Genomic DNA, 20,088 nt, shown 5'->3' on the forward strand with positions numbered 1-20,088 from the left:
GTCCACCATCGCCCGGCCGCCCTGGCCGATCAACGCAGAAGATCGCATCGCCGCATTAGCCAGCGGTGATCGATCGCCGACGGGCCCGCGACGGCCGGTGGTCCGCGCCACGCTCGCGCCGCCCGCTCTCGTCGCGGCCGTAGACTGCCCAGTCCCAGGCCACGACGATCGGAGACAGGGCCGTCCGGTGGAGCTGCGCGATATCGAGATCTTCCTGACACTGACCGAAGAGCTTCACTTCGGTCGTACGGCCGAGCGTCTGCACGTGTCCCAGTCGCGGGTCAGTCAGTCGATCAAACAGCAGGAACGCCGGATCGGCGGGGGCCTCTTCGAGCGTACGAGCCGTGCTGTTCGGCTCACCCCTCTGGGCGAGCGGCTGCGCGACCGTCTCCGCGCCGGCTACAGCGAGATCATCTCCGGCATCGAGGAGGCCACCGCCACCGCCCGCGGCCAGGCCGGCACGCTGACCATCGGCACGATGGCCACCCACTACCAGTCGGTCGAAGCCATCCTCGACCTGTTCCGGCAGCGGCACCCGCAGTGCGAGCTGCGCCTGCGCGAGATCCTGCCGACCGACCCGCTCGGGCCGCTGCGGGCCGGTTCGGTCGACATCGGGATTCTCTGGCTGCCCATCCGTGAGCCCGACCTCACGGTCGGGCCGGTCCTACACCGGGAGGAGTTGGTGCTCGCGGTGGCTGCCGGTCATCCGTTGGCTGGCCGGGGCAGCGTCCAGCTGGAGGATCTCGGCGATCATCCGGTGGTCTACCCCGAGGGACCCATTCCGGACTACGTGTGGGAGGCGCACACCCCGTCCACCACCCCGGCGGGACGACCCATCCGGCGCGGACTGGGCATCGTCACCCTCGAGGAGGCCTTCCGGGCGATCGCCCGTGGTGACGTCGTGTCTCCGATCGGGTCGGACGTGGCATCCACCCGACAGCGAGGCGACATCACCTTCCTGCCCATCACTGACGGACCGGTGTTGCACTACGCGCCGGTGTGGCGCGGCGACGGCGAGAACGCCCTTGTACGCGCCTTCGTCCGGGCCGCCACGGAGGCACAGCGAACGACATAGCCGGCCCGGCGCCGCCCTTTCCACCGCCAGGTCGTGACTGCGGCTCCACGCCGAGCGCCGGACAATCTCGTGCCGACGTCCGAAGACCCGCAAATCGAACATCAAAGCGCTGCAAACGGAACGCCAAGGCCCGCGCAAATCGAAAGCCCGTGCTCCCGCAGATCGAAAATTCGGCCGCTACGATGGAGCCGTGCCCACACCGCATCTGATCCCCCGCCGCGCCGCCGCGCAGGTCAATGCCGCTCTGGCGGACACCCGCGTTGTCTTGATCAGCGGAGCACGCCAAGCAGGCAAGAGCACCCTGGTTCGCCTCGTCGCCGGCGATCGTCTCGCCGAGCGCCGCGATCTTGATCGGGCTCAGGACCGGGCGGCGGCGATCGCCGACCCGGTCGGGTTCGTGGACTCCTCCGAACTCCTGGTCATCGACGAGATCCAGCGCGCTCCGGAACTACTGCTGGCCATCAAGGCAGCAGTCGACGAAGACCCTCGTCCGGGCCGGTATCTGCTCACCGGCTCGTCACGGTTGTTCGGCATGGTTGCCGCCCCGGACGCGTTGCCCGGCCGGATGGAGACCGTGGAACTCTGGCCGTTCTCCCAAGGAGAACTCGACGCCGAGCCGGACGGATTCATCGACGCAGTCTTCACGCTCGGTCCGGACCTGCGACACGAGTCGGAGGTGACCCGCGCCGACTATGCGGCCAGGATAGTGCGCGGCGGGCTACCCGAGGCCACCACCCGTACCGACCCACGCCGCCGCCAACGGTTCCTCGACGCCTACGTCCAGGCGCTCATCGACCGCGATGTCCGGCAGCTGTCCGACATCCAGCACAAGGGCGAGCTACGCAAACTGGTACGCCTGCTTGCGGCCAGGTCCGCGACCATCATCGCCGCCAACTCCCTCGAATCCGCCCTCGGGCTCAGTCGACCGACGATCGGCCGCTACCTCCAGGCCCTGGAAGAGATCTTCCTGATCAAGCGGATCCCGGGCTGGTCCCGCAATCTGGGCACCCGGGCCACCGCCGCGTCGAAACTGGTCTTCGTCGACTCGGGCATTGCCGCCAACGAGATCGCGACCGACGCCCGGGCACTGCTCCGGCCGGGCGCACCGTTCGGCCCACTCCTCGAGTCATTCGTCCTGTCCGAACTCTCCCGCCAGCTCACCTGGTCCGAGCAGCCCGTCGACCTCTCTCACTACCGCGACCAGAGCAGGTACGAAGTCGACGCGGTGCTCGAGAACAGATCCGGCCAGGTGGTCGGGATCGAGGTGAAGGCGGCCACGACCGTCGGACCCGACGACTTCCGCGGGCTACGCCGACTCGCCGACCGCCTCGGCGAGGACTTCATCGCCGGCATCGTCCTCTACACCGGAACCTCAACGCTGCCGTTCGGCGACAGGCTCCGCGCCATGCCGGTCAGCGCCCTGTGGCAGGTTCCCGCCTCGACAACAGACTGAGCCCGCTCACAAGTCGCTCCTCAGCCCCTCAGGGCTACCGAAGACCGAGAGGCGTGGCCTGCTGATCTTCGGCAAGCGATCGCAGCGAGCCCGCGAAGCGACCGGCACGCAACAGGGGACGATAGGAAAGCCGCAGGTCATCGGCCTGCGAGCACCGGCGGAGCGTCGTCTTGGGAAACCGATGCTCTATCCCCTGAGCCACGAGGGCGCGAGGGCGCAGTCTAGCGACCTGGGGTTCACCTGGGGTGGCGGGAGTGGCCCACGTTCCCCCGACCCCCGTTCGCCCAGCCCAGGACCACCTCACGCCGTAGGAACGCGCCGCCCTCACCAGCCGCGACGGCCTGCTCATATGTGGCCAGCAGCTCCAGCTCCTGCCCCGGCGTGAACGACCGGCGTACCCGCGGCCCGCCAGAACGCGGACCTTCTTGCGGCTCATGACCCCGTCCTGGGCCGTCGCGACGTCAACAGCAGTATTCAACGCTTCTCGATCCTGAACTGTCCGAGGGACTTGCTACGAGCCGCTGACCTCAACTCATCCTGACGGACAGGGACAGCGCGGCTTACTCGCTCATGCGGTCGGGGCGCTGAGGACGCAGTCAACGGCCGTATAGAGAGTTTCGGTTTCGGACTTCAGGATCGAGTCCTCGGTGGGCAGGGCTCGTGCGATGGAGAGCCCATTGAGGACGGTGAGCAGGAATCGCACTCGGCGTGCGTGGTCCTCCCTGGGAAGCGCGCCTTCGTCAGCGAGAACCGTCAGCCAGTACTCGATACGGCGCCACCCGCCTCGCTCCAGGGCGAGATACGCCGCGCGCACCTCCTCGCTCGGCTCGGGTGCGATGAACATCTGGTACGCCTTGCCCCACGCCTCACGTGCTTGCTCCCCGACGCCGGCGGGGGCGAGCACTTGCCGGAGACAGTTGACCAGTCGATCCCGGACGGGCAGCGATCGGTCGTGGATCGGGTCATCAGGGAACATGTGGTCGTAGATTCTGGCGAGCACGGCGTCCTGCAGCGCGCGCTGGGTCGGAAAGTGGAACCTGAGCGAGCCCGTGCTCACCCCGGCCCGTGCCGCGACCGCACGCACGCTCAACCGTGCGGTCACATCCTCTGCGAGCATCGCCGCCGCGGCCGCGAGGATCCGTTCCCGCGAGCCGGTGCTCCCGTCGTCCCGTGTCATCCGCCACCTCCTGTCACATCGTACTAGCACGCCGTGCTAGCGTTGCCACTAGTACAGCGTGTTAGTGAGAAGCGGCGGTCGACGGCGAGCGAGGGAACGTGATCGAGGACTGGCGACAACGGCGGGCAGCCAAGCGCATCAAGAGCGGAGACGGGCGGGCATTGAAACGCCTCCGCTGGTGGCAGCTACCCTTCCGCGCACTGTTCCACCTTCCACTGGCCGACGGGGATGGCCGGCAGACGGTGTACGCCGTCGACATCCCACGCCGGACCGACCCGGAAGGCGGCAAGGCGAGAGCGCACCTGTATCTCGACGGCAGACACCACGCCGAGTCCAAGCTCCCGGCAGTCTTCCCCGTCGAGGGCGGCATCATCGAAGTGGCGATCAGTGCATTCGGGCTCAAGCGCTGCCACTACGTCACCACCGCCGGCGCGGAGCACCCGCTCATTCCGGATCCGAAGTCCGCCGAAGGACGCCGCGCCCGCGTCGAACACGAACACCCGACGCTGAGCCGCTCGATCAGCTTTCTCTCCGTGCTGATGCTCCTCATCGGCGTGGGCCTGAACCTGCTGCAACTCGCCGAACCGATGTCGCGGATCCCCCCGATCGCCGAGAACATCGGAACTTTCGACTCGCCCATTCACCTGCCGATCTGGCTCAACCTCGCCCTCGCCGTCGGGGCCGCACTGGGGAGCACCGAGCGGGCACTCCGCCTGCGTCACAGCGTGCTCGACCACGCCGGGAAGTGACCCCATCCACTGGAGGAAGCCATGACCACCACGAACAAGCCGACCTCACCACCCATTCCGGCCGAGCCGGGCAACGGGCCGTCAGTCCCCACCGGAGTGGAATACCACCGGGTACTCGCCGGCGAAGAACGCCGCATCGGTCGCGGCGTTCTCGCGATCCTCCTCCTGCTGGCAGGGCTCGTCGTCTTCCCGACGGTCATCGGCAGAGCGGCTGCGCTCATCGACGTACGGATGGGGAACACCCCGCCGATCCTGGGTGGCACCGACTACACGCCGCTCTACCATGCCAGTTCGATGTTCGCCCTCGGCCTGCTCATTCCGTGGAGCATGCTCATCCAGCGGTGGCTCTACGGCGTGCCCGGTGCGTCCCTGCACTCCGTGACGTCGCGGTTCCGCTTCGACCTGCTCGGCAAGTCGCTGCTCATCTTCGGTCCCGCCTGGCTGGTGGTCAACGCCCTCGGAGCCCTCACGCCCGTCGAGGAGGTCCCCTGGTCGCAGACCGACCTCGTCGCCATCTTCCTCGCCACGACCCTCCTCACCCCGCTCCAGTCGGCGGGCGAGGAGTACGGCGTGCGTGGTTTGATCTTCCGCGTGATCGGAAGCTGGACCCGTAGCCCACGGGCGGGGCTGATCGCCGGGGTGCTGCTCTCGAGCGTACTGTTCACGGCCGCACACGGCGCGACGGATCCGTACATCATCGTCTGGTATTTCACGCTCTGGACCGGTCTGGCCATCATCACCTGGCGCACCGGCGGGCTTGAGATAGCGGTCATGCTGCACGCCGTACTCAACACGTTCAGCCTCATCCTGGCCGTGTCCCTGCGGGTGGACCTCGGTAGCGCACTGCAGGACCGCTCAGCCGGAGTCGGCACGCCGTACCAGCTCGTCCCCACCTTTGCGGTCGTCGTCATCACCGCAACCATGTGGTGGCATACCCGAAAGACAGGACCAGCACTTACCGCGGGCCGCAGTACGTCGCCACGCCACACACGGTCGTGACGGGGCAGCGGCGGCCCCGGACCTGGGGCCGCCGCTCGTCCGCCGTCGCCGGTCAGCAGTCGACGACTGCATCGACCAGGTTCTGCGGTCGCGTGCGTTCAACCGGATCGGTGACGCTCGTTTGCCTGTCGCCGATCGCCCGGGCCCACTCGAGCCTCTGGCCTGCGCCCGTCATGCCCTTGTGCTCCGCGACGAGGCCCTGCGCGTCGCCCCACCGGCCTCTGCTGATCGCGTCCGACGCATCGAGGCCGACCTGGCCGGCGAAGGCCGCTGCGACCTGAATTGACGGCCGACGAGGACGGGCATCGCTAGGGGATGACGCAGCGGCGCCCGTCCGGGTCACTGGTCGGGGTGAAGCCTCATCAGGCGGTCGACGAGGGTGGCTGGATCGGCTGGTGTGGTGCCGAACAGTAGGGCCGTGTACAGCGGCGCCACGACGATGTCGACGACCTGTTGGAGTGTGGGTGGATTCTCGCCGCGTGCGCGAGCCCGATCGAGTAGTGCCTGCATTTCGTCGAACCGTCGGGTGAGGGCGGGTGGTAGTTCCGCCCTCGTTCCGAGACGGACGGCGACCAGTGTGCGCAGCAGTAGTTGTCCATCTGGGCCGGACAGGTCTTCGGCGACGCGGTGGGCGTAGTCCTCCAGGTCGGCGTGGAGGTTGCCGGTGTCGCGTATCGGCGAGCCGGTGGTGAGGCGTTCGGCGACCGCGTCGAGCAGTAGGCCGTCGAGGGTGCCCCAGCGCCGGTAGAGGGTGCCCAGGTGCACTCCCGAACGCTCCGCCACCTGAGCCAGGGTGAGTTGGGCCAGCGGTTGTTCGGTGGTCAGGTCGTCGACTGCGCGTAGGACGTCGGCGCGGACTCGCGCGGTGCGTCCACCGGGGCGGGACTGGTGCTGGTCACTCACGGAGCAATCTTAACGCGAGGGGTTTGGCGTTTGCCTCCGCACGGGCTATGGTTTGACGCGAAGATATTCGCGTTAGGAGGCCGGCCCGCCGCGACCCGGGCGCCTTCAGCACCCATCGGAAACACAAAGGAGAGGACAAACGCCATGAGCGTTCGCGAAACCGCCCAGCAAGCCTTCAAGAACCACCTGGAGTACCTGTCATCCGGACGGATCGAGGAGTGGGTGGACCTGTTCACCGACGACGGAGTCCTGGAGTTCCCGTACGGCCCGGCCGACTTCCCGAAGAAGGTCGAAGGCAAGCAGGCCCTGTTCGACTACATGCGGAACTTCCCCGAGCACTTCAAGGTGGAGTTCGTCGACCTGCGCTTCCACGAGACCATCGACCCCACCCTGGTCATCGCCGAGTTCACGTCCGTGGGCCAGGCGTTGAGCACCGGCAAGCCGTACAACCAGACCTACATCTCCGTCGTGGAGACGGCGGAGGGAAAAATCAGCCGCTACGTCGACTTCTGGAACCCGCTGGTCGCGGCCGAAGCGCTCAACGCGACCGGCGACAGCAGCCTGTACGCGGCCTTCGACGCCAGCTGACCCATCGGCATGAAGGGGCGCCTCGAGTCACGGCGCCCCTTCACGCCGGCCACCACAAAAGGAGTCACGGCATGCATCAAGAGGATCTTGTTGACCAGTTGGCCATCCAGCGGGTGATCACCGAGTACGCCTGGTTCGTGGATCGCCGAGACTGGGACGCCCTGGTGGCGACGCTCGCCGACACCGTGGTCGTTGACTACACCGCGATGAGCGGCGGCGAAGCAGAGACTCTCCCCGGCCCCGAGCAGGTAGATCGGTGGCGACGGGAGCTCGGCGTGTTGGATGGCACACAGCACGTGGTCACCGGGGTGATCGCCGATGTGACGGGCGATACCGCCACCGCAACCGCGAACGTGCTGGCCTGGCTACGACGCGACAACGTGCCGGGCGGACGGTTGTGGCACAACGGCGGCACGTACGAGTTCGAACTGCGCCGCGCAGGCGAGCGATGGCGAATCAGCAGGCTGGTAGCCCGACCCATCTGGATCGAGGGAAACATCGGGGTCTTCGCACAGCGACCCGGGTGACCACGGTCTCCCAGGCCGGCAGGGGTTTGCTGCGCCGGTGATCAGGGCACGTGGCGCGTGAACAAGCATCGATCGAGGGCCATGACGCAACGGGGGCATGATGGACAAAGGTGCAAGAGTAGGTATCGCCGCGACGCTGGCCATGGCGGCCGGGGCCGCGGTGCCGATGGCCGCTGAGGCGGCGAGTGCGGGGACATTCGCGGCCGCTACGTACCTCGCCACGGGGTCGACCGCGACCAACGCCGTCGCTGTCGCCGACGTCACCGGTGACGGGCGACGCGACATCGTGGTCGGCGTTGATGCCGTTGACGGCTCGCAGACGAGTTCTGTGCTGGTCTTCGACCAGCGAGCCGACCACAGTTTCGGCGCTCCCACCAGGATCAAGGCGCACGGCGGCTACAACAGCAACGTGCAACTCGCCGTCGCCGACATCGACGGCGACGGCCGTACGGACGTAGCGATGTCGTCCTCTGCCGGCGTCGATGTGCTGTTTCAGCGTGGCGGGCGCCTCGCCGCGCCGCTGCTGGTCTCCGGGGGTGCCGGGGACGTGGCGATCGGGGACATGACCGGGGACGGACGACCGGATCTTGTCGTCGACGCACGACAGGGCGAGGTCAGGATCTACCGGCAGACTGCGGCGCATGCGTTCCAGCCATATCGGACGGTCACCGGGCCGATCATCACCGGCGCACCCGTGAACCAGGTGTTCGCCGCCGACCTCAACGGAGATGCCCGCATCGACCTCGCACAGTTCTACCGTCACGGCACGTGGGTGCGGCTGCGCCGCGCGGATGGTTCCTTCGGGCCGGCGACGACCTACCGGACGCCGGCCGATGACAGCGGCTTTCGCCGCATCGGCTCCGGGGCGGCGGTCGGTGACGTGACTGGCGACGGCCGAGCCGACCTGGTGACCAGCGTCGACGGTAACAGGCCGGACGCCGGCGTCCAGGTATTCGCGCAGGGAGCCGATGGGCTCGCGACGGCGCCGACCAGGTATCCCGCATACGACAGTCCCTCTGGCCTCACTGTCGGCGATCTGACCGGCGACGGCCGCGAGGACCTGGTCGTCGCACACAACAGTTGGCTCGCGGTGAGCGTCTATCTGCAGCGGTCGACCGGGAATCTCGCCGGGTACACGACGAACGGGGTCGACGGGGTCGGGCCCCAGGCGGACTCCCTGGCCATCGGTGACGTCACCGGGGACGGGAAGCCGGACGTCGTCGCCGTCGCGTACGACAAGGTGGCTGTCCTTCGGCAGCTCTGACACTCGCCGGCTGTGGGCCACGTGCTCGGGCCGGCCTCGCCGCCCGCCGCCTGGCCCACAGCCGGCGTCGCCACGGCGTCCGCCGCTCGGGTAGCAGGCGCGCGAGGAGAACGTACGACGAATTGCGGTGACGAGTCAGCCCGATTCGCCGCAGTCGGTGACGCCGGCCCGCTTCCGGATCAGGGACGAGTAGACGAGCGGGGATCCGGTGAGCGTGTTCCCGGACTTGACGCCCTCCCAGATGTAGTTCTCCACATGGCTTCCGTAGCCGTCCAAGGGGAACAGGCCGTCGTTGGTCATGTGCCAAAGCCGGGTGGGGTCTCGGAACGCCAGCGACAGCACGAACCTGTTGCCGGCATCCTTCAGACGCCCGGCTGTGCTCACGTGGGCCAGCAGTTCCACGTCCACTTTCTCGCATGGTCTGAGGTCCTGCTGCTGCCAGAAGACCGCTTCCCCGGATTGCGCGATGGCGAAGATCGCGGCATCTCGGAGCGGGACGGGTGACCTGTTCAGCATCGAGACCGTCGCGACGACGACGAGGCCGGACGACTGCGGCTTCGCGGACGCGGAGGTGTCGTCGTCGGCGATCCAGAAAGCGACGCGGGAGGCGTAGCGCCGTTCGTACCGCTCCCGGGCGATCTGGTTCAACCTGATCTGGTCACGGTTGACCTGCTGTTGATCTTTGAACGCCTGGACGGCGAAGACCGCCGCCACGGCACTGACGGGGATGGCGGTAAGCGCGGCAATTGCCTGAAGACCTGTGCCGTTGCGGTTGAACCACGAAAGCCGGCCGCCGGCCGCCGCCGGCACTTTCTCGGATTCCATCGGGTCGTCGTGATTCTTCACAAAACGACAGCCTATCGACGCCGACCAACGGGTGAAACCGCGACGGATACGCCACTGACTCAGGGTGAGGCGATCGGGAATCGGCAGGAACCCATCGGGGCGAGGCCGAGGTCGCCGAGTGTGGCCGCGCCGCGCGTGGCGTGGACGCCACCGGCGAACATCAGGGTTCGTGCGGACTGGTATCGGCAGCCGGCGACGTCGAACGCGTCGACCGCGGTGAGCAGCGCCCGTTGATCGCCGTCGAGTAGGGCTGCGGCTCGTTGCACCATGGCTTCGGCGACCGGGTTGCCGGCCACGACGGTCCAGGCCCCGGCCAGGTGGTCACGAGCGCTCGGGCTCCCGGCGAGCACCGCCGCCTCGGCGCGTAGTGCGACATACCAGTGGAGCCACACCCACGTGACCGACTTCCAGACCGAGCCGGGATCGGGCGCCATCCGTTCCAGCGCCTCTGCCGCCTGCCCCCGGTGCAGCAGGAGCATCGCATCGAAGACCGCGCCGTAGCCGTGGATCTGTTCCGGCGAGGTGCCGAGCCGACTCTGGACATCGACCCAGACACTTCGGGACTCCCGGTCGTCGCGGAGCCCGTGGATCATCGCGGCACCGGCTGCCGCGGGACCGAGCACCGACCTGGCGGGGCGGCCGGCCCGCTGCCACGCGTCGAGGAACCGCACACTGCCGGCGAGCACCTCGTCGGTGTCGCCCGCGAGCGCGTCGGCAACCAGCAGCCAACTCGTGGCACGGTGACCGACCTCCGCGAGCAGCGGGTGGTCGGCGATCTGCCGCGCCCACCCGCGGGCGGCCGGCAGGTCTCCCGCCCCGAGGCCGGCCTCGGCGGCATTGCCGAGAGCGTCGAGTAGTTCGTGGGTGGTGGCCGGAGTTGCCGGCAGGGACGCGAGCAGCGCGACCCGGCGCCGCGCCGTGGCCGCGCTGGCGAACGTCTCGCCGGCCCAGCACTGGGCGCCGGTGAGCGCGTCGAGCGCGGCGGACTCGGCGAGCGGGTCGCGAGTGCGGTGCGCGAGTGCGACCGCCCGCTCGGCACGCGCGATCGTTTCGGGTACGTCGTTGTCGGGCGGGCCCTGCGCGGCGCCGAACGCGTCGGTGAGCACCCCGGCCTCGGCGAGCGCCACCGCGGCCTGGGCGGCCGGGTCGTCGCCGGCCAGGTCCCGCGCCTCGGTGGTGAGCGCGATCGCCTCCTGCGCCGGCGGGAGTTGTGCGAACTTGCTCCAGAACCGGTAGGAGCTGGTGGCGGCGGTCGCCAGGTCGGCGGCGGCGCCGGCGTCGTCTCCCGCTCGGCGGGCGGCCCCGGCGGCCGCCCGGTAGAGGCGGTACATGTCGTCGCCGCGCATGCGGCATCCGGCCACGGCTGCGGCCTGTCTGAGCATCGCCGCCTCGGCGGTGGGCTCGCCGGCGAGCGCGGCCGCCTGCTCGTAGCGCAGCTGAGACTCGCCGATCAGGGTTCGGACGAAGGTCAGCTCCGCCAGGTGACGGGCGAGGCGGTAGGCGTCCGGGCGCTGCTCCGGACGGTCGGCCGCCCACGACAGGGCGGCGCGGAGGTCGTCCGCCACCGGGTCGAACCGGGCTCGCCAGTCCGCCCGCACCTCGGCCAGGTCGGTGGCCCTGGTCAGGCACCAGCGAAGGTGCCGGGACCGGGTGTCGGTCAACTCGCCGGCCTCGGCGAGCCGTTCCGTGCCGTACTGGCGGATGGTTTCCGGCAGCCGGTACTCGGTTCCGCCGGGGAAGGCCCGCACCGTCAGCAGGCTCTGTTCGGCGAGCCGGGCCAGGCCGTCGGCGACGATGCCCTCCTCCGCGCCGGTGACCTCCGTCGCCGCCGATGTGGAGAAGGGCGCCACGAAGACCGACACCCGGCGCAGCAGCGTCCGGTCGGCCGGCTCCAACAGGGCGTGACTCCAGTCCAGCGTCGCGCGCACCGATCGGTGCCGGTCGTCGGCCCGGGCGCCCCCGGTGAGCATCCGCAGGGGATGGGACAGGGCGGCGGTGATGCCGTCCAGCCCCAGCGTCGGATACCGCGCGGCGGCCAACTCGATCGACAGCGCCATTCCGTCCAGCCGCTCGCAGATAGCGGCGACCTGGTCGCGCAACGGAGGATCCAGTGGCCAGCCCACCGCTGCCGCCCGCTGCACGAACAGCGCGACCGCGTCCGACTCGCCGTTGACGGCCAGCGACAGCGGCGGCACCGGATAGACCCGCTCGAAGGGCACCATCAGCCGTGCCCGGCTGGTCACCAGCACCGTCACATCGGGGCACGCCGCCAACAGCCGCTCGAGGAACAGCGCCACCCCGTCCAGCACGTGTTCGCAGTTGTCCAGCACCAGCAACGCGTGATGGTCGGCCAGGGCGGTGACGACGGACTCGGTCATGTCCCGGCCGGGCTGCTCACCCAGGCCCAGCGCCACGCCCACCGCGGCGGCGATCATGCCGGAGTCGGCCACCGGGACCAGATCGACGAACCACACACCGTCGGAATACTCGCCACCGGCCCGCGAGGCGACCGCCAGCGCGAGCCGGGTCTTGCCCACTCCGCCCGGACCGACCGCGCTCACCTGACGGTGTGCCCGGATGAGTTCGGTCAGCTCGGCGCACTCGCGCGCCCGCCCCACGAACGGGGTCAGCGGGGCCGGTAGGACCGGCGCCTGAAGAGCGGCGCCTCTGCCGGTCAGCTCCGGCACCCGCTGCGCGAGCGCACGGCGGTCCGGGACCTCCAGCTTGCGCAGCAGCGAGGAGACGTGCGTCTCGACGGTACGCACCGAGATGAAGAGTCGCGCTCCGATCTCCGCATTGCTGAGGTGGTCTCCGACCAGCGCAAGCACCTCGGCTTCGCGAGGGGAGACGTCGACCATCACCCCATTCTGTCGCACGTCTCTCCGTGTGCCGGTTCCGTGGTCGACTCCGTGGCCGGCACGGATCCGGGCGGGACCTGCCCGAGGAGATGCTGTGCGCACACACCCGTCCGGGCCGGCCGAGGCCCGCGGACCGAAGGAGTGATCATGGGGAGTTCTTCCGCGCAGGGGATCAGGACCGTGCTGCATCCGGTGTCCGATCTGGGCAGGGCCAAGGCGACGTACGCGGCCCTGCTCGGCGTGCCGCCCACGGTCGACTCGTCCTACTACGTCGGCTTCGACGCCGCGGGTCAGCACATCGGCCTGGTGCCGGGCGGTGGACCGCAGCGCCTGACCTCGCCGGTGGCCTACTGGCACGTTCCGGACGTCGAAGCGAAGCTGACCGAGCTGAGCGCCGCCGGCGCCACCGTGACCGAGCCCGCCCACGATGTCGGCGGCGGTCGCCTCGTGGCCACCGTCGCCGACCCCGACGGCAACCTGCTGGGCCTGATCCAGGACAGCTGAGCGACCGGCTCGCCCGAGCCGCCGACCACGTTCCGAACCACACGAAAGGGAAACAACCATGCTCGCCATCGATTCCGTCACGCTCGAAGTGCCGGATCCGGCAACCGCCCAGGACTTCTACACCGGAGCCTTCGGACTGGGCCCCCGCCTGCGCGTCGACGCGTCACGCGAACCCACGACCGGTTTTCGCGGGTTCGCCGTGTCGCTCGTGGTGTCCCAGCCGGGAACCGTCAACCGCCTCTTCGGCGCCGCCCTCGACGGCGGAGCGACCACCCTGAAGCCGGCCGCGAAGAGCTTCTGGGGCTATGGCGGGGTGCTGCGCGACCCGTACGGCACGATCTGGAAGATCGCGACATCGTCGAAGAAGGACACCGGACCGGCCAGCCGGCACGTCGACGAGATCGTGCTCCTGTTGGGGGTGCGGGACGTCGCCGTGACCAAACGGTTCTACGTCGATCGCGGCCTGACCGTGGCCAAGAGCTTCGGCCGCAAGTACGTCGAGTTCGCCACCTCGAACATCAAGCTGGCGCTGTACGGCCGCCGTGCCGCGGCCAAGGACGCGGGCGTCTCGCCCGACGGCGACGGATCACACCGACTCGTCATCGGCAGTAGCGCCGGCACCTTCGTCGACCCCGACGGCTTCGTGTGGGCGGCTGGCGCCGTTGCTGAGTCGACCCGCCGGGAGACGAAACGGGAACAGCCGGCTCAGTCGCTCTCGTCGACGAACTTGTAGTAGCTCATCCGGAAGCGCTGCAGCAACGCCCGCATGAACTCCGCGCCGGTCTCCGGTCGCACCCGTTCCGCCCCGGCCGGTACCCCGTTGTCGTAGAAGTCCTGCGCCAGCGCCCCCCACTCGGGGTCGAGCACGGACAGCGTCACCGGCCGGCCGGGCTCCCAGCGGAACTCGGCCACCCGCCGGCTGGTGTGCTGCGCGAACGTGTACAGCCCCACGCGGGTCGGTGCCTGCTCGGTCATGCCTGCCTCCTGGATCACCACGACTCCTCCGCTCACCGACGGTCCTGCGCTCACCACGGGCTCGGCGGGCGGAAGGCCCCCCACGCCTCGCCGGTGATCATGCCTCGGCTGCGTATCTCGTTGAAGCGGTCCATCGCCCCGGAGACCGCGCTCTCGTTCAGGCCGGTGGCGCGCAGCCGGTCGGCCAGCACGGCCGGGTCGGTGCTCTGGAGCCGGGCCATCGTGTCCGGGCTGAGCGGCTGGTTCCGCTGCTGCGCGACGAAGTCCGAGCGCAGCGGTTCGGCGTTCGACTCCGGGAAGGAGTAGCCGTGGTCGATGGCGACCAGGCGGCCGTCCGGACCGGTCAGGTAGTTACCCATGTGCCGGTCGGTGTTGCCGCTGATGTAGTCGAGCACCGCCATCCGCTCTCGTTCCGCGAGGGAGTAGTCGGTGACGGGACGGCCGGGGTGCGCGTTCTCCACGAACTCCTGCATCGAACCGGCGCCGTGCGGGCCGTCCCACCGCGCGGTGGTCGGCACCAGGCCGAAGCCCAGGTCCTCGTCGAGGCGGGAGGCGGCGACCTCACGGGCGGCCAGCTGGTTCTCCGGGATGGTGGAGCGCACCTGCACGAACTCGTTCTCCGGCACGTTCGGCTTGTAGACGCCGTGCGTGCCGTCGGTGAACGTCACGTCGTAGGCGTCGTTGACGTGCTCACCGGGTTTGAGCTCGACCATGCTGTGCACCTCCCTGCCGAGCAGCCGCAACTCGGCCTCGCTCGCATGATGCGGCACGGCCGGATCGGAGCCGGACCCGGACTCCGCTGGATCGACGCCGTCGTGCGCCGGACCGCCGTCGCTCCCCGAGCCGCCCTCGCTCCCCGAACCGCCGTCGTGCGCCGGCCCGCCGTTCACCGGGCCTCCTGCGTGCGGCGGCCCACCGCCGTTCGCCGGGCCGCCTGCGTGCGGCGGCCCACCGTCGTGCGACGGGCCGCCGGCGGGTCCGGGCGACGCGGGCGGCCCGTCGTGCGGCGGCCCACTGGCGGGTCCGCCGTGCGTGGGCGGGTTCGCCCAGGCCCAAGGCGGCGGCTGGCCGCCGCCACCGGCGGGGGCGTCGTAAGCCCGCGGCCGGGGGCCGGCAGCCGGCGTGTCGGGGGTGGCGGTCCCGGTGGGGGTACGCCGAAGGCCCCGCAACGCCGCACGGAGGGTGTCGAGCAGCTCGCCGAGCTTGGACAGGATCGGCCGCAGCCGGCTGACGCTGCGGGCCAACGCGGTGAGCAGCCCGGCGACCTTCGCCGCCCACTTGGCGACCAGCGCGGAGACCTGCGCCGCGACCAGCGGGGTGGCCACGCCCAGGGTGAGGGCCTCCTCGGCGAGCCACTGCCAGAGCCGGACGGCGAGGACGGAGACGAAGTCGGCGATCAGGTCCCGGACCAGCTCCCGGACCAGGGCGACCAGCAGTCCCGCGCCCTCGACGACGGTGCCGATCAGGCCCGAGGCGTCGGCCAGGCCGGCGAGGTGACGCACGTGCTGGTCGCTGTAGCGGCGGTAGGCCTCGGAGGCGGGGCCCGTCCAGGTGGCGATCTCGGTGCGTACCGCCTCGGACAGGGCGGTGACCTGGCCGGCGACGTGCCGCGAGACGTTGTGCCACGTCTGGGCGTACGCGGTGATCTGGTCCGGGTCGCCGGCCAGCCAGTCCAGCGCGTCGGAGAGGGGCTTGACGTGCTCGATCAGCCAGGCGACGCCCCAGGAGACGACCGACCCGATCGGGTCGACGCAGGTCGCCAGCACCTCCAGGGACGTCCCCACGCCGCCGATGGTCGAATCGATCCAGGAGCCGCTCTCGATGCCGTCGCGCAGGTCGACGAGGCTCTCGACGATGCCGATGCCGCTGTAGCCGGTGGTCGTGTCCTGCCGGGCCGCGACCAGCGGGTTCGCCGCCGCGGTGCTCACCGGTGCAGCCGCTGGAAGAGGGCGGAGACCGTCCCGTCGGTGTCGTGGTAGGCGGTGACCGTCGTGTCGAGCGCCCCGGCCGCGCTCTGCAACGCCTCCCGCGCCGCCGCGAGGGCGTCCACCGCCGGACCCTGGAGGAAGTCGAGCAGGAAGGGGATCGCCTGGCAGACCGGGATCTGCCCGTAGGCCTCGGCGCCCATCCGGACGTGCGCGCCCGCGTCGTGTGCCGTGCCGATCTCCCCGGCGATCCGGTCGACCGAGCGGGCGTGCCCGGTCAGCGCCGCCGCGGTGACCTCGAAGCCGCGCGCCTCAGCGCCCATTTCCGCTCCAGCCCGCGTACCCCGGGTCGTCCTCCTCGGGCACCTCCGGGAAGCGCGCCGCGTAGCTGCCGACGACGGCGCGCGCGGTCTCGGAGTCCGCGCCGACGGTGCCGGCGGCGGCCTCGGCGACCTGCGCGGCCAGCCGGCCCTGCGCCCGCCGCATCACGGCCAGCACCGTGGCGGCGATCTCGTCCGGCCGCCAGCGCAGCACCCGGTCGTCGAGCCGCAGGTCGGTCATGGCGCCGGACGCGGCGACGGTCACCCGGACCGCGCCCTGCGCGCCCTCGGCGGTCGCCGACATCGCCGCCACCTCGTCGGACAACGCCTGCGCCCGGGCGGCGCGCTCGGAGATGCCCGCGACCCAGGACGCCACGAAGCGGTCGGTCGAGGCGGCGAAGTCGCCCATGGGAAACTGCGCCATCAGACCTCCCCCGTGTGACGGCCCGTCGGCCGCCCCAGGAAGCACCGGGTGCGGCGCGGTCGACATACGGTACGCCATCGCCCTCCACGGTGGAGTCCCGTGCGGGCGCTGCCGGTGCGCGGCGGCGCAGCTCCGGGACGAGGGGCCGCGCGGCGCCGGGTCGGGGTCCGCCGCCCGGCCGGTGCCCACGGGCGGGCCGGGGGCGGTGCCGCCCGTTAGGGTGGTACGTGGCACACCGGGGAGGGAACGTGGTCAAGCGCTGGGGACCTGCCGGGCTGGCGCTCGGGCTCGCTCTGCTGGCGGCGGGTTGCGGCAGTGGACCGTCGCTGACCGGCACATGGATCATGGCGGAGAACCAGTCCCGCACCATGACGGTGCGCGACGACGGCTCCGTGTCGGCCAACATCGACGTCCCCTGCACCGGCGCCACGACGGACCAGGGCGACCGGGAATACCGGCTCGAGCTGGACTGCGGCATCACCAAGATCTCGGCCGACGGCGTCCTGAGCGCCGACGGCAAGACCCTCACGGTCAAGGACCCGAGCACCGGCCAGGAAGCGGTCTGGAACCGCAAGTGACCACGGGACGAGTCGCCCCCGGGGCGGCCCGTGACCGGTGCCTGGCCGTCGGCGTCCGGGGGCTGCGGCGTTTCGATCCCGCACGCTACGGTGCCAGGCGTGCCCGGCGCTCCTGACGCCGCCGGCACGGGCGGTCACACCATTCGGTCGCGGCGGAGGCGGACACGTGGCGGTTTCGGAGATCGCGGGCAGCGTCGTGCAGCTCGTCGCGGCGATCGTGGAGTACCGGCGGTTCCTGGCCGAGCAGCGGCAGCGACAACTGCTCCAGCAGCGTGAGGTGACCGAGCGGCAGCTCGAGTTCGCGCAGGCCGTCGGCGACCGGCAGTTCGACGTCCGCAGTGAGCTGGCCGCGCAGGCCGGCCGGCTCGACCCGCACCGCGCCCGGGACGTGCACGACCAGCTGTACGCGCAGTACCGGCAGGACGCGGCGACCTGGGGCCGCGCGGCCGACCCGACGTGGTGGCAGGACGCCACGGACGCCGACGTCGCCCAGGTCTGGCGCGCCTCCACCGCCTGGCAGGGCGTCGACCCGGCCGCCGACACGGCGCGTCGGGCCGCGGGCGAGCGACTCGCCGCGAGCGGCGTACGGGTGCCCGCCCCGGGCGGACGCATCCACACCGGTTACGCGTTGTCCCGGGCCGTGCGCGACGCCGCGGAACGGCAGGGACACACCGCCGGCCCGCGCGCGGCGCGACCGACGGCGGAGCGCGCCGCGGCCGACGGCCGGGGTCCCGCGGAGCGTTCGTCGCGGCGGCGGGAGGAGGACGAGCGCCGGACCGGTGCCGACGCCGACGCGAACCGGCACCGGGCGGCGGCCGACGACGACCGAAACCTCGCCGGCGTGTGGCGCGACGTCCGGCTGGACGCCGAGCAGGGGCTCGCGCCCGGCACCGACGTGCCCGCCCACGCCGAGGCCCGGGCCGACCACGCCTCCGCGCGGGAGCAGGACCTGACCGCCGAGGCGACGCACCACGACCAGATGGCCGACGCGGCCGACGCGGCCGGCCGGACGGCGGCCGTCGCCGGCCAGGCTGCCGCGCCGGCCGGCGCTCCCGTGCCGCGAACCGCGGAGGGCCGGGGCGCGCAGGCCGCCGCCAGGGCCTACCCGGCTCCGACACGCGGCGCGCTGGGTCGGGGCACGGCCCGCCCGGCCGCCCGGGGGCCCGCGCAGCCGCCACGGGTGCCCGCCCGGACGCCCCGACAGGCCGTCCGCTGAGGCGCGCCGGCACGACGACGGGTCGCCGGCGCGTCCGCTCGACCGGCCGCGCCGGCGGTCAGCCGCCCAGCGGTGCTCCCACGGCCGCCATGAACGCGACGGGGTCGACGGAGTTGCCGAAGTTCAGGCTCTGACCGGGGGCGACGCCGCGGTGCACCTCGAAGTGCAGGTGCGGGCCGGAGGAGTTCCCGGAACTGCCGCTCAGGCCCAGGACCTCACCCGCGGCGACCTTCTGCCCGACCCGGACGAAGGGCTGCCGGACCATGTGGCAGTAGCGGGTGGCGATGTCGCCGTCGTGGCGGACGTCGACGTACCAGCCACACCCGCCGAGGCCGGGATATCCGTCGGTGTCGCAGCCGTGCCACTCCGGGGCGTTGCACGTGCTGGTCGACACCACGCCGGCGGCGACGGCCCGGATGGGCGTGAGCTTCGGGGCGCCCAGGTCGACGCCGGCGTGCTTGTGGTCGCCGCGGTCCTGGCCCCACGGCGCGACGATGCCCGCCCGTACCGGCTGCACCCAGCCGCCCGGGCCGACGGGGACGGGTTCGAAGGCACCGGGACCGCAGGGTGCGCCGGGTGGCCCGCCGCCCAGTTCGTCGATGCTGCCCATGTTCAGGACGGCGGCGGCGAGGGCGTAGGCGTCGTCCTCCCACTTCTGGTAGGCCTCGGGGAGGCCGGAGCGCTGCACGGCCTGGGCGGCGTCGGTGAGCCGCATGCCCTGCCAGCCCTCGACCTTGAGCAGCGCGGTGTAGAACTTGCCGGAGGCGTACCGGGGGTCGGTCAGCTGGGCCACGGTTCCCCAGCCCTGACTGGGACGCTGCTGGAAGAGGCCGACGGAGTCACGGTCGCCGTAGTCGAGGTTGCGCAGCGTCGACTCCTGCATCGCGGTGGCCAGGGCGATCACCAGGCCACGGGGCGGTACCTGCATCTCCTGGCCGACCGCGACGATGATCGCGGCGTTGGCGACCTGGCTCTGGTCCCACTCGGTGGTCGCCGTGCCACCTCCGGAGAGGTCGGGCGCGGGCAGCGTCCCGCACGGCGAGGCGCTGACCGAGCCGGCCATCAGGAACAGCGGCAGCCCGACCACGCACCCGGCCAGCACCAGGGTGATCGCGACGAAGGCGGCCACCAGACCTGACGTCTTCCGGTCGGTCATCGCGGGGCCCGTACGAAGTCGTTGCCGGTGACCAGCCAGCGGCCCTCGACGTCGGCGACACTGACCAGCAGCGTGCCCCGGTCGGTGGGGATCGCGAACTGCCCGCCGCCGTCGCGGACGGGGTGGGTCGCCTCGGGGCGGCCGGTGATCCGGGACGCCGGCAGGTTGGCCGGGTCGACGGTGCGCAGCTGCGCGGCGAACCGCGGGACGCACAACGGCGTGACGCCCTTCAGCCAGCTCGCCGCGTCGAGCCGCGGCCTCGCCCACGCGGTGGCGAAGGCGGCCGCCGCGGGTGCCGCCCCGGCGACGGGCGCGGTGGGTCCCTCGTCGTCCTCGTCGTCGCGACCGAGGGCCTCCGGTGTCGGCACGCCGGCGACCGCGCCGCCGACGGTCGGCGCGGGGCCGGTGGTCGGCGGTGCCGCGTTGTCCGGGTCCCCGGAACGGAAACATCCGGACAGCGTCGCGAGCAGCATCGGTATCGCGATCGCGGACACCAGTGCCCGTATCCCTATTTCATTGCCCATGACCGTTCTACCCCCGTGTCAACCATT

21 protein-coding genes are annotated in these 20,088 nt (G+C 71.1%); 11 read left to right on the forward strand and 10 right to left on the reverse strand.

The window, feature by feature from the left end; genetic code table 11:
* Positions 1 to 187: 187 nt before the first annotated feature.
* Together GA0070622_RS30190 and GA0070622_RS30195 are read left to right on the forward strand one after the other, a co-directional pair.
* Positions 188 to 1,075: a LysR family transcriptional regulator gene (locus tag GA0070622_RS30190; RefSeq protein ID WP_091582835.1), complete on the forward strand. Its 888-nt coding sequence runs from the start codon at positions 188 to 190 to the stop codon at positions 1,073 to 1,075.
* Positions 1,076 to 1,265: 190 nt separating this feature from the next.
* Positions 1,266 to 2,528: an ATP-binding protein gene (locus GA0070622_RS30195; protein WP_091582838.1), complete on the forward strand. Its 1,263-nt coding sequence runs from the start codon at positions 1,266 to 1,268 to the stop codon at positions 2,526 to 2,528.
* A 568-nt stretch (positions 2,529 to 3,096) separates the two neighbouring features.
* Here GA0070622_RS30195 and GA0070622_RS30200 read toward each other — a convergent pair.
* Positions 3,097 to 3,705, reverse strand: a complete 609-nt coding sequence (locus GA0070622_RS30200; RefSeq protein WP_091582841.1) for a TetR/AcrR family transcriptional regulator — start codon at positions 3,703 to 3,705, stop codon at positions 3,097 to 3,099.
* A gap of 98 nt (positions 3,706 to 3,803) precedes the next feature.
* On the opposite strand from GA0070622_RS30200, the gene GA0070622_RS30205 reads away from it, so the two are divergent.
* Together GA0070622_RS30205 and GA0070622_RS30210 are read left to right on the forward strand one after the other, a co-directional pair.
* Complete coding sequence (locus GA0070622_RS30205) at positions 3,804 to 4,454, forward strand: hypothetical protein (protein ID WP_091582845.1); 651 nt, start codon at positions 3,804 to 3,806, stop codon at positions 4,452 to 4,454.
* 21 nt (positions 4,455 to 4,475) lie between these two features.
* Positions 4,476 to 5,453 carry a CPBP family intramembrane glutamic endopeptidase gene (locus GA0070622_RS30210; protein WP_091582848.1) on the forward strand — a complete coding sequence of 326 codons (978 nt, stop codon included), beginning with the start codon at positions 4,476 to 4,478 and terminating at the stop codon, positions 5,451 to 5,453.
* A 339-nt stretch (positions 5,454 to 5,792) separates the two neighbouring features.
* Here GA0070622_RS30210 and GA0070622_RS30220 read toward each other — a convergent pair whose 3' ends face one another.
* Positions 5,793 to 6,356, reverse strand: a complete 564-nt coding sequence (locus GA0070622_RS30220) for a TetR/AcrR family transcriptional regulator (protein WP_091582856.1) — start codon at positions 6,354 to 6,356, stop codon at positions 5,793 to 5,795.
* Between the two features lie 144 nt (positions 6,357 to 6,500).
* Here GA0070622_RS30220 and GA0070622_RS30225 point away from each other — a divergent pair, with 144 nt between their 5' ends.
* The 3 genes from GA0070622_RS30225 (at position 6,501) to GA0070622_RS30235 (ending at position 8,735) form a co-directional block, all read left to right on the forward strand.
* Positions 6,501 to 6,944 carry a nuclear transport factor 2 family protein gene (locus GA0070622_RS30225; protein WP_091582859.1) on the forward strand — a complete coding sequence of 148 codons (444 nt, stop codon included), beginning with the start codon at positions 6,501 to 6,503 and terminating at the stop codon, positions 6,942 to 6,944.
* A 71-nt stretch (positions 6,945 to 7,015) separates the two neighbouring features.
* The gene (locus GA0070622_RS30230) at positions 7,016 to 7,471 is read left to right on the forward strand and encodes a nuclear transport factor 2 family protein (RefSeq protein WP_091582862.1); all 456 of its coding nucleotides are present in this window, start codon (positions 7,016 to 7,018) and stop codon (positions 7,469 to 7,471) included.
* A 97-nt stretch (positions 7,472 to 7,568) separates the two neighbouring features.
* Positions 7,569 to 8,735, forward strand: a complete 1,167-nt coding sequence (locus GA0070622_RS30235) for an FG-GAP repeat domain-containing protein (protein ID WP_091582867.1) — start codon at positions 7,569 to 7,571, stop codon at positions 8,733 to 8,735.
* A gap of 135 nt (positions 8,736 to 8,870) precedes the next feature.
* Here GA0070622_RS30235 and GA0070622_RS30240 read toward each other — a convergent pair whose 3' ends face one another.
* A complete protein-coding gene (locus GA0070622_RS30240; protein WP_141684645.1) occupies positions 8,871 to 9,581 on the reverse strand; it encodes a hypothetical protein in 711 nt (236 codons plus the stop codon).
* Positions 9,582 to 9,640: 59 nt separating this feature from the next.
* Positions 9,641 to 12,439: an ATP-binding protein gene (locus tag GA0070622_RS33535; protein ID WP_091582874.1), complete on the reverse strand. Its 2,799-nt coding sequence runs from the start codon at positions 12,437 to 12,439 to the stop codon at positions 9,641 to 9,643.
* A gap of 147 nt (positions 12,440 to 12,586) precedes the next feature.
* Between GA0070622_RS33535 and GA0070622_RS30250 the strand changes: the two genes are divergently transcribed.
* Together GA0070622_RS30250 and GA0070622_RS30255 are read left to right on the forward strand one after the other, a co-directional pair.
* A complete protein-coding gene (locus GA0070622_RS30250; RefSeq protein ID WP_091584244.1) occupies positions 12,587 to 12,943 on the forward strand; it encodes a VOC family protein in 357 nt (118 codons plus the stop codon).
* Positions 12,944 to 13,001: 58 nt separating this feature from the next.
* Complete coding sequence (locus tag GA0070622_RS30255; protein ID WP_091582877.1) at positions 13,002 to 13,676, forward strand: VOC family protein; 675 nt, start codon at positions 13,002 to 13,004, stop codon at positions 13,674 to 13,676.
* On the opposite strand, the gene GA0070622_RS30260 is transcribed toward GA0070622_RS30255, so the two are convergent.
* Genes GA0070622_RS30260 through GA0070622_RS30275 form a run of 4 tightly spaced genes read right to left on the reverse strand, consistent with a single transcriptional unit; the run spans position 13,649 to position 16,587 of the window.
* Positions 13,649 to 13,918: a hypothetical protein gene (locus GA0070622_RS30260; protein ID WP_091582880.1), complete on the reverse strand. Its 270-nt coding sequence runs from the start codon at positions 13,916 to 13,918 to the stop codon at positions 13,649 to 13,651. The genes GA0070622_RS30255 and GA0070622_RS30260 overlap by 28 nt on opposite strands.
* A gap of 50 nt (positions 13,919 to 13,968) precedes the next feature.
* Positions 13,969 to 15,846, reverse strand: a complete 1,878-nt coding sequence (locus tag GA0070622_RS30265) for a WXG100-like domain-containing protein (RefSeq protein WP_091582882.1) — start codon at positions 15,844 to 15,846, stop codon at positions 13,969 to 13,971.
* The gene (locus GA0070622_RS30270) at positions 15,843 to 16,166 is read right to left on the reverse strand and encodes a hypothetical protein (protein ID WP_091582886.1); all 324 of its coding nucleotides are present in this window, start codon (positions 16,164 to 16,166) and stop codon (positions 15,843 to 15,845) included. The genes GA0070622_RS30265 and GA0070622_RS30270 overlap by 4 nt, the downstream gene beginning before the upstream one ends.
* Complete coding sequence (locus GA0070622_RS30275) at positions 16,156 to 16,587, reverse strand: YbaB/EbfC family nucleoid-associated protein (RefSeq protein WP_176710597.1); 432 nt, start codon at positions 16,585 to 16,587, stop codon at positions 16,156 to 16,158. Before GA0070622_RS30275 ends, GA0070622_RS30270 begins: the two co-directional genes overlap by 11 nt.
* Positions 16,588 to 16,835: 248 nt before the next feature.
* On the opposite strand from GA0070622_RS30275, the gene GA0070622_RS30280 reads away from it, so the two are divergent.
* The gene (locus GA0070622_RS30280; RefSeq protein WP_141684646.1) at positions 16,836 to 17,165 is read left to right on the forward strand and encodes a hypothetical protein; all 330 of its coding nucleotides are present in this window, start codon (positions 16,836 to 16,838) and stop codon (positions 17,163 to 17,165) included.
* Positions 17,166 to 17,331: 166 nt separating this feature from the next.
* Positions 17,332 to 18,381, forward strand: a complete 1,050-nt coding sequence (locus GA0070622_RS30285; protein WP_091582898.1) for a hypothetical protein — start codon at positions 17,332 to 17,334, stop codon at positions 18,379 to 18,381.
* A gap of 58 nt (positions 18,382 to 18,439) precedes the next feature.
* Here GA0070622_RS30285 and GA0070622_RS30290 read toward each other — a convergent pair whose 3' ends face one another.
* Together GA0070622_RS30290 and GA0070622_RS30295 are read right to left on the reverse strand one after the other, a co-directional pair.
* Positions 18,440 to 19,537 carry a M23 family metallopeptidase gene (locus tag GA0070622_RS30290; RefSeq protein ID WP_091582901.1) on the reverse strand — a complete coding sequence of 366 codons (1,098 nt, stop codon included), beginning with the start codon at positions 19,535 to 19,537 and terminating at the stop codon, positions 18,440 to 18,442.
* Positions 19,534 to 20,031: a hypothetical protein gene (locus GA0070622_RS30295; RefSeq protein ID WP_091582905.1), complete on the reverse strand. Its 498-nt coding sequence runs from the start codon at positions 20,029 to 20,031 to the stop codon at positions 19,534 to 19,536. Before GA0070622_RS30295 ends, GA0070622_RS30290 begins: the two co-directional genes overlap by 4 nt.
* Between the last annotated feature and the right edge of the window lie 57 nt (positions 20,032 to 20,088).

The organism is Micromonospora sediminicola (assembly GCF_900089585.1).
Taxonomy (GTDB): Bacteria; Actinomycetota; Actinomycetes; order Mycobacteriales; family Micromonosporaceae; genus Micromonospora; species Micromonospora sediminicola.